This is a genomic window from Allobosea sp. 47.2.35, from assembly GCF_024655635.1.
In the GTDB taxonomy this organism is placed as follows: Bacteria; Pseudomonadota; Alphaproteobacteria; order Rhizobiales; family Beijerinckiaceae; genus Allobosea.
Window position 1 is genome coordinate 127,655 of the sequence record NZ_JANLGI010000016.1, and the last position, 6,359, is coordinate 134,013.

Annotated in this window: 5 protein-coding genes; all 5 read left to right on the forward strand. The window is 67.7% G+C overall.

From position 1 onward, the window contains the following. The first annotated feature begins 21 nt into the window (after nt 1–21). Nucleotides 22–1,446, forward strand: a complete 1,425-nt coding sequence (gene ccoG, locus NUV79_RS19090) for a cytochrome c oxidase accessory protein CcoG (RefSeq protein ID WP_257734654.1) — start codon at nt 22–24, stop codon at nt 1,444–1,446. Nucleotides 1,447–1,466: 20 nt separating this feature from the next. Further along, on the forward strand, nt 1,467–1,988 hold the full coding sequence (locus NUV79_RS19095) for a FixH family protein (RefSeq protein WP_257734649.1): 522 nt from the start codon (nt 1,467–1,469) through the stop codon (nt 1,986–1,988). Nucleotide 1,989: 1 nt separating this feature from the next. After that, nucleotides 1,990–4,188: a heavy metal translocating P-type ATPase gene (locus tag NUV79_RS19100; protein ID WP_257734650.1), complete on the forward strand. Its 2,199-nt coding sequence runs from the start codon at nt 1,990–1,992 to the stop codon at nt 4,186–4,188. Further along, a complete protein-coding gene (ccoS, locus tag NUV79_RS19105) occupies nt 4,185–4,358 on the forward strand; it encodes a cbb3-type cytochrome oxidase assembly protein CcoS (RefSeq protein ID WP_257734651.1) in 174 nt (57 codons plus the stop codon). Before NUV79_RS19100 ends, ccoS begins: the two co-directional genes overlap by 4 nt. A gap of 125 nt (nt 4,359–4,483) precedes the next feature. Then, a partial coding sequence (locus NUV79_RS19110) for a DNA translocase FtsK (RefSeq protein WP_257734652.1) occupies nt 4,484–6,359 on the forward strand: 1,876 nt, incomplete at its 3' end.

Sequence of the window (6,359 nt, forward strand, 5' to 3'; positions counted from 1 at the left end):
GCCGGGGCCGATCCCGACGACATGCCGCTCTTCGCGGCGTCGGCGAAGGTCTATCCGCAGAGCGTGTCCGGCCCGTTCCGGCGCGCGAAATGGGCGATCCTCTTCCTGTGCCTCGGCATCTACTACCTGCTGCCGTTCCTGCGTTGGGACCGCGGCCCGCATCTGCCCAACCAGGCGGTGCTGGCCGATATCGCCAATGGCCGCTTCTACTTCTTCTTCATCGAGATCTGGCCGCAGGAGGTCTACTACTTCACCGGCCTGCTGATCATCGCCTCCTTCGTCCTCTTCCTGATGAACGCGGTCGCCGGCCGGGTCTGGTGCGGCTATCTCTGCCCGCAGACGGTCTGGACCGATCTCTTTCTCGCCGTCGAGCGCTTCTTCGAGGGCGACCGGCGCGAGCGCATGCGCCTCGATGAAGCGCCCTGGAGCTTCAACAAGCTCTGGCGCAAGAGTGCCAAGCACGCGGTCTGGATCATCATCGCCTGGTGGACCGGCGGCGCCTGGGTTCTGTATTTCGCCGACGCGCCGACGCTGGTGCGAGAGCTCGCGACCTTCACCGCCCCGCTCTCGGCCTATGTCTGGATCGCGATCCTGACCTTCACGACCTATTCGCTTGCCGGCATCATGCGCGAGCAGGTCTGCAAGTTCATGTGTCCCTGGCCGCGCATCCAGGCGGCCCTGACCGACGACGAGGCGCTCAACGTCACCTATCGCTACGACCGCGGCGAGCCGCGCGTCTCGGTCAAGCAGGGACTGAAGCTGAAGGCGCAGGGCGCGCCGGCCGGCGACTGCATCGACTGCCATCAATGCGTCGCCGTCTGCCCGGTCGGCATCGACATCCGCGACGGCGCCCAGCTCGACTGCATCCAGTGCGGGCTCTGCATTGACGCTTGCGACACCGTGATGGCCAAGGTCGATCGCCTCAAGCGCCTGATCGCCTATGACACCGAAACCAACGTCAAGCGCCGGATGGCCGGCCTCAAGGCGGTCTATCGCCCGTTCCGGGCCCGCACGGCGATCTACGCGGCGTTGATCGTCGTGGTCGGCGGCGCGATGCTTTGGCAGCTCGCGACGCGCCGCACCGCCGATATCTCGGTGCTGCACGAGCGCGCGCCGCTCTTCGTCACATTGCGCGACGGCTCGATCCGCAACGCCTACGTGGTTCGCCTGCTCAACAAGCGCCCGGATACCCGCCCCTTCGCGCTCACCGTCGACGGCTTGCCCGGCATCCGCATCGAGGCCGTCGGCGTGGCGCCCACCGCCGATGTCAGGCCGGTCGTGACCGTCGATCCCGATTCCTCGCGCGAAGTGCGCGTACTCGTCACCGTGCCGGCCGGCGTGCCGCTGGAAGCGTCGCAACCCATCACCATCACCGCCTCCGATCTCTTTGTCGGGGAGACCGTGCGCGCGGCCGACCACTTCATGGCGCCCGGAGCCAAACCATGAGCTGCTGCGGAGTTTTCCTGATGTCCTGCGACACCCCTGCCGCCCCGCGCCCGCGCCGTCCCTTCGAATTGGCCGGCTGGATGGTCGCCTCGATGCTGGTGCTGTTCTTCGGCGTCATCGTCTCGGTCAACGCAACGATACTGACGGTCGCGCTGCGCACCATGCCGGGTGTCGAGACGAAGAGCGCCTACGAGACCAGTCAGCATTTCAACGAGGAGATCGCCCGCCAGCATGAACGCGATGCGCGCGGCTGGAAGGCTGCGGTCACGCTCGCCCGGCAAAGCGGGGGCGCCGCGCTGGGCGTGTCTCTGACGGATCGCCTCGGCCAGCCGCTTTCCGGCTTCTCGGCCACGGCGCGGCTCCGCCACCCCGCCACCTCCGCGCGCGATCACGCTGTCACGCTGAACGAGCGCCAGTCCGGCCGCTATGAGGCGACTATCGAGCGTGTCGAGGCCGGCTCCTGGATTCTCGAACTGCAGGCCCGGCGTGGCGAGGAGGTCGTCTTCGTCTCGCGCAGCCGCGTCACCCTGCCGGAGAAGTGACATGGCGGCGCAGGACCTTTCCGTTTTCGTGCGCCATCGCGACGGCGGTATCGCCAGCATGGAGCTGGCGGTCGACGGCATCCGCTGCGCCGGCTGCATGCAGGCGATCGAGAGCGGGCTTACCCGCGAGCCCGCCATCCTCGGCGCCCGCGTCAATCTCGCGCTGAAACGTGTCTCGGTCGAATGGCGCGAAGCGCTGCTTCGGCCGGAGGCCGTCGTCGACAAGCTCGGCGCGCTCGGCTTCAAGGCCTATCCCTTCGTCGCCGAGCGGCAGGAGGACGGCGCAGTCGCGGAGGAGCGCAGCCTGATGCGCCGGCTCGGCGTCGCCGGCTTCGCCTCGATGAACATCATGCTGCTCTCTGTCGCGGTCTGGGCCGGCAATGGCGGCGATATCGACCCGACGACGCGCGATTTCTTCCATTGGCTCTCGGCGCTGATCGCTCTGCCGACGGCGGCTTATGCCGGTCGGCCCTTCTTTGAGAGTGCGCTGCGGGCGTTGAAGGCCGGTGCCGTCAACATGGACGTGCCGATCACCATCGGCGTCGTTCTGGCGCTGGTCATGTCGGTCGCCGAGACCTGGACCCATGGCCGCCACGCCTATTTCGACGGCGTGGTGATGCTGCTCTTCTTCCTGCTGATCGGGCGCTATCTCGACCAGCTCATGCGCCGCCGTACCCGCGACCTCGCCGGCAATCTCGCGGCCCTCAAGGCTGAGACCGCGACGAGGCTTGCCGACGACGGCAGCTGGACCATCACGCCGATCGCCGCGATCCAGCCCGGCCACCGCGTCCTCGTCCGCCCGGGCGAGCGCGTCTCGGTCGACGGTATCGTCGAGACCGGCCGCTCCGAGCTCGACCAGAGCCTCGTCACCGGCGAGACCGCACCGGCCGCGATCGGGCAGGGCGAGCGCGTCCATGCCGGCACGCTGAACCTTACGGGTGCGCTCACCATTCGCGTCGAGGCGGCAGGTCAGGGCACGCTGCTCGACGAGATCGACCGGCTGATGAATCAGGCCGTCGGCAGCCGCTCGCGCTATGTCCACCTGTCGGATCGGGCCGCGCGGCTCTATGCGCCGGTGGTCCATACACTGGCGGCCGCGACCTTCCTCGGCTGGTTCGCCTGGGGGCTGGCCTGGCCCGAGGCGCTGCTGATCGCCGCCACCGTTCTGATCATCACCTGCCCCTGCGCGCTCGGCCTCGCGATCCCCGCCGTGCAGGTCGTGGCGGCCTCCGCTCTGTTCAAGTGCAAGATCATGCTCAAGGAGGGCGATGCGCTGGAGCGCCTCGCCGAGGCCGATATCGCCGTCTTCGACAAGACGGGCACGCTGACTCTGCCTGAGCCCGATATCCTCAATCCCGAGGCGCTGCCGGCCGAACGGCGAGCCGAGATCGGCGCGCTCGCCGCCGCGAGCACCCACCCATTGGCGCAAGCCTTGGCCCGCGCGCTTGGCGCCACCGCGCCCCGAATGAATGTTCGCGAGAAGCGTGGGCATGGCCTGTCGGCCGGCGAAGGCGGCGAAGAGCAGCGCCTCGGCAGCCTCGCCTTCTGCGATGCCGAAGTGGCGGCGGCTTCGGTGAAGGCGCAACACCCTGGCGCTTCCCTCATCGCTTATCAGCATGGCCCATACCGCACCGTTCTGGCGCTCGGGCAAAGCCTGCGCCCAGACGCGCGTGCGACGATCGACGCCTTGCGCGCGGCGGGGCTGGAGATCGCGATCCTCTCCGGCGACCGGGCGGAGGCCGTCGCGCCGATCGCGGCCGCGCTCGGCATCGCGCATGTCCAGGCCGGCCTGCTGCCCGCCGACAAGCTGAACCTGCTCGACAGCATGGCGGCCAACGGCCGTAAGGTCTTGATGGTTGGCGACGGGCTCAATGACGCGCCGGCCCTGGCGGGTGCGCATGTCTCGCTCTCCCCGGTCAGCGCCACCCATCTGGCGCAGGCGGCGGCCGATATCGTCTTCCTCGGCGACAGCCTCGCGCCGGTCTCGGCCGCGCTCGGCATCGCCCGCAAGGCGCGCGGCTTGATGCTGCAGAACCTGTGGTTCGCGGTGCTCTACAATGCGGTGGCGGTGCCGATCGCGATTGCCGGGCTGGCAACGCCGCTGGTCGCTGCCGTCGCCATGTCGGGCTCGTCGCTGGTCGTGACCCTCAACGCCTTGCGCGCGCGTGGCCGCAAGGCATCACCGGAGGCAGAGGCTTGAACATCATCGTCATCCTGTTTCCCCTCGCGCTGGGGCTCGGCCTGCTCGGGCTTGGCGCCTTCTTCTGGTGCATGCGCTCCGGCCAGTTCGCCGATCTGGAAGGGGCCGCCTGGCGCGTGCTTCAGGACGATGACGCAGCCGCGCCGCCCTCGGAAAAGCGGGCGTGCTGACGGGCATTGCAAGGCTGGTCGCACCACCTTCGGACACCGAAACGGCGGCCGCCGGAACGGTCTCTTAACTCTGCCGGGCTAGGACTGGGTCTCAGGTTAACGAAGCGTAGTGTTCGCCTAAGCCCATGCAAAAACTGGATCGTCTCCGCCGCGCGAACGCCGTCGTTTCCGAGGATCATCGCCTCGTTCAACCACAGCAGACCGCACCGTCCGCAACCCCGGAAACCTCTGTCGCAGAGCCGCTCCGCAACGAGCCCGCATCGTCCAGCCTCTGGCCGACCTATGTCCGCCCCTCGCGCGCCGCTGACGCCCAGCGCAAGCTGGCGCAGGCCGAGCAGGAACTCTCCACCTCGCCGGTCCTCGGGCAGCGCTTCGACATCAGCATGTCCCCGAACGCTCCTGTTCCCGGCGAAAGCCGCGTCCGCTTCTGGCGTACGCCGGATCACCTGATCCGACAGGTCTGGGGCGCGCCTGGCAGCGAGCCGGCGCCTGAGCCCATCATCGACGAACCGGTCGATGTTGAATTGACCTTTGACGCCGACGAGAACGCTTTCATCGATGAGATGCAGCCCGTCGAGATGGTGTTCGAGACGCCTGTGCAGATCGCTGCTTATCCGGAGCAGGACGTCGCGACGCCGCTCGATTTCATTTCCGATCACGCCTTCTGGGAGTGCGTGCCCGAGGCCGAACGCGACGATGCCGATTTCGCGTTCGATCCCGTCGCTTCGTCGATGATCGTGGAAGCGGTGGCTCATGTGCCGGCTGTCGGCTTTGAAGAGCGACAGGTCTCAATGCCTGAACCCGCGCCGCTCGCGATGAAGGCTCCGGTTCTTGCGCCTGCCTGGTCCGGTTTCGGCTGGGGGCAGAGCTATCAGGTGAGCTTCCAGATCGCGACGCCATCCTGGCCGATGCCGGCCGTCGAAGCGCCTGCGGTCGAAGAAGAAGCCCCGCTTCCGGCCGAACCCGTCGCTGCGGCGAAGCCCGGCGTGCCGCTGGCGCGCAGCACCCGTCCTCCGGTAGAGCCTAAGCCTGCTCTGTCCAAGCCGGTCCAGCCTGAGGCCGCCAAGCCCGAACCCGTTCGTCCCGAGCCGGTGGCGGTCGAATCCGCCAAGGTCACCCCGTTCAGGGCCAAGCTCCGCCTTGTCGAATTGCCGGTCGTGCAGGATGCCGGCTTCCAGCTCCCGCCGATCGAGTTCCTGGCCGAGCCGCCGCAGGCGCAGGCCGAGACCATGCCGGTCGAGATCCTCCAACAGAATGCCGGCCTGCTCGAAGGCGTGCTGGAAGACTTCAACATCAGGGGCGAGATCGTCCAGGCCTGCCCCGGCCCGGTCGTCACCTTGTACGAACTGGAGCCTGCCCCCGGTATCAAGAGCTCCCGCGTGATCTCGTTGGCTGACGACATCGCGCGTTCGATGAGCGCGGTGTCGGCGCGCGTCGCGGTGGTGCAGGGCAAGAACGCGATCGGCATCGAGTTGCCGAACACCCGCCGCGAGACCGTCTTCCTGCGCGAGCTGCTGGCGAGCCAGGATTTCGAGGCGACGAAGCACAAGCTCGCGCTCTGCCTCGGCAAGACCATCGGCGGCGAGCCGGTGATCGCGGACTTGGCGCGCATGCCGCATCTGCTGGTGGCGGGCACCACCGGCTCGGGCAAGTCGGTCGCGATCAACACCATGATCCTGTCGATCCTCTACCGGCTGAAGCCGGAGGAATGCCGCCTGATCATGGTCGATCCCAAGATGCTCGAACTCTCCGTCTATGACGGCATCCCGCATCTGCTCACGCCCGTCGTGACCGATCCCAAGAAGGCGGTCGTCGCCCTCAAATGGGCGGTGCGCGAGATGGAGGAGCGCTACAAGAAGATGTCGAAGCTCTCGGTGCGCAACATCGACGGCTTCAATGCCAGGGTCGGCGAGGCCAAGGCGGCAGGAGAGGTCATCACCCGCACGGTCCAGACCGGCTTCGACAAGCATTCGGGCGAGGCGATCTACGAGGAGGAGGTCA

What these genes read in the sequence shown, in the direction of transcription:
- NUV79_RS19095 (WP_257734649.1), top strand. Translation starts at nt 1,467, where the DNA reads ATGTCCTGCGACACCCCTGCCGCCCCGCGCCCGCGCCGTCCCTTCGAA.
- ccoG (WP_257734654.1), top strand. Translation starts at nt 22, where the DNA reads ATGCCGCTCTTCGCGGCGTCGGCGAAGGTCTATCCGCAGAGCGTGTCC.
- NUV79_RS19100 (WP_257734650.1), top strand. Translation starts at nt 1,990, where the DNA reads ATGGCGGCGCAGGACCTTTCCGTTTTCGTGCGCCATCGCGACGGCGGT.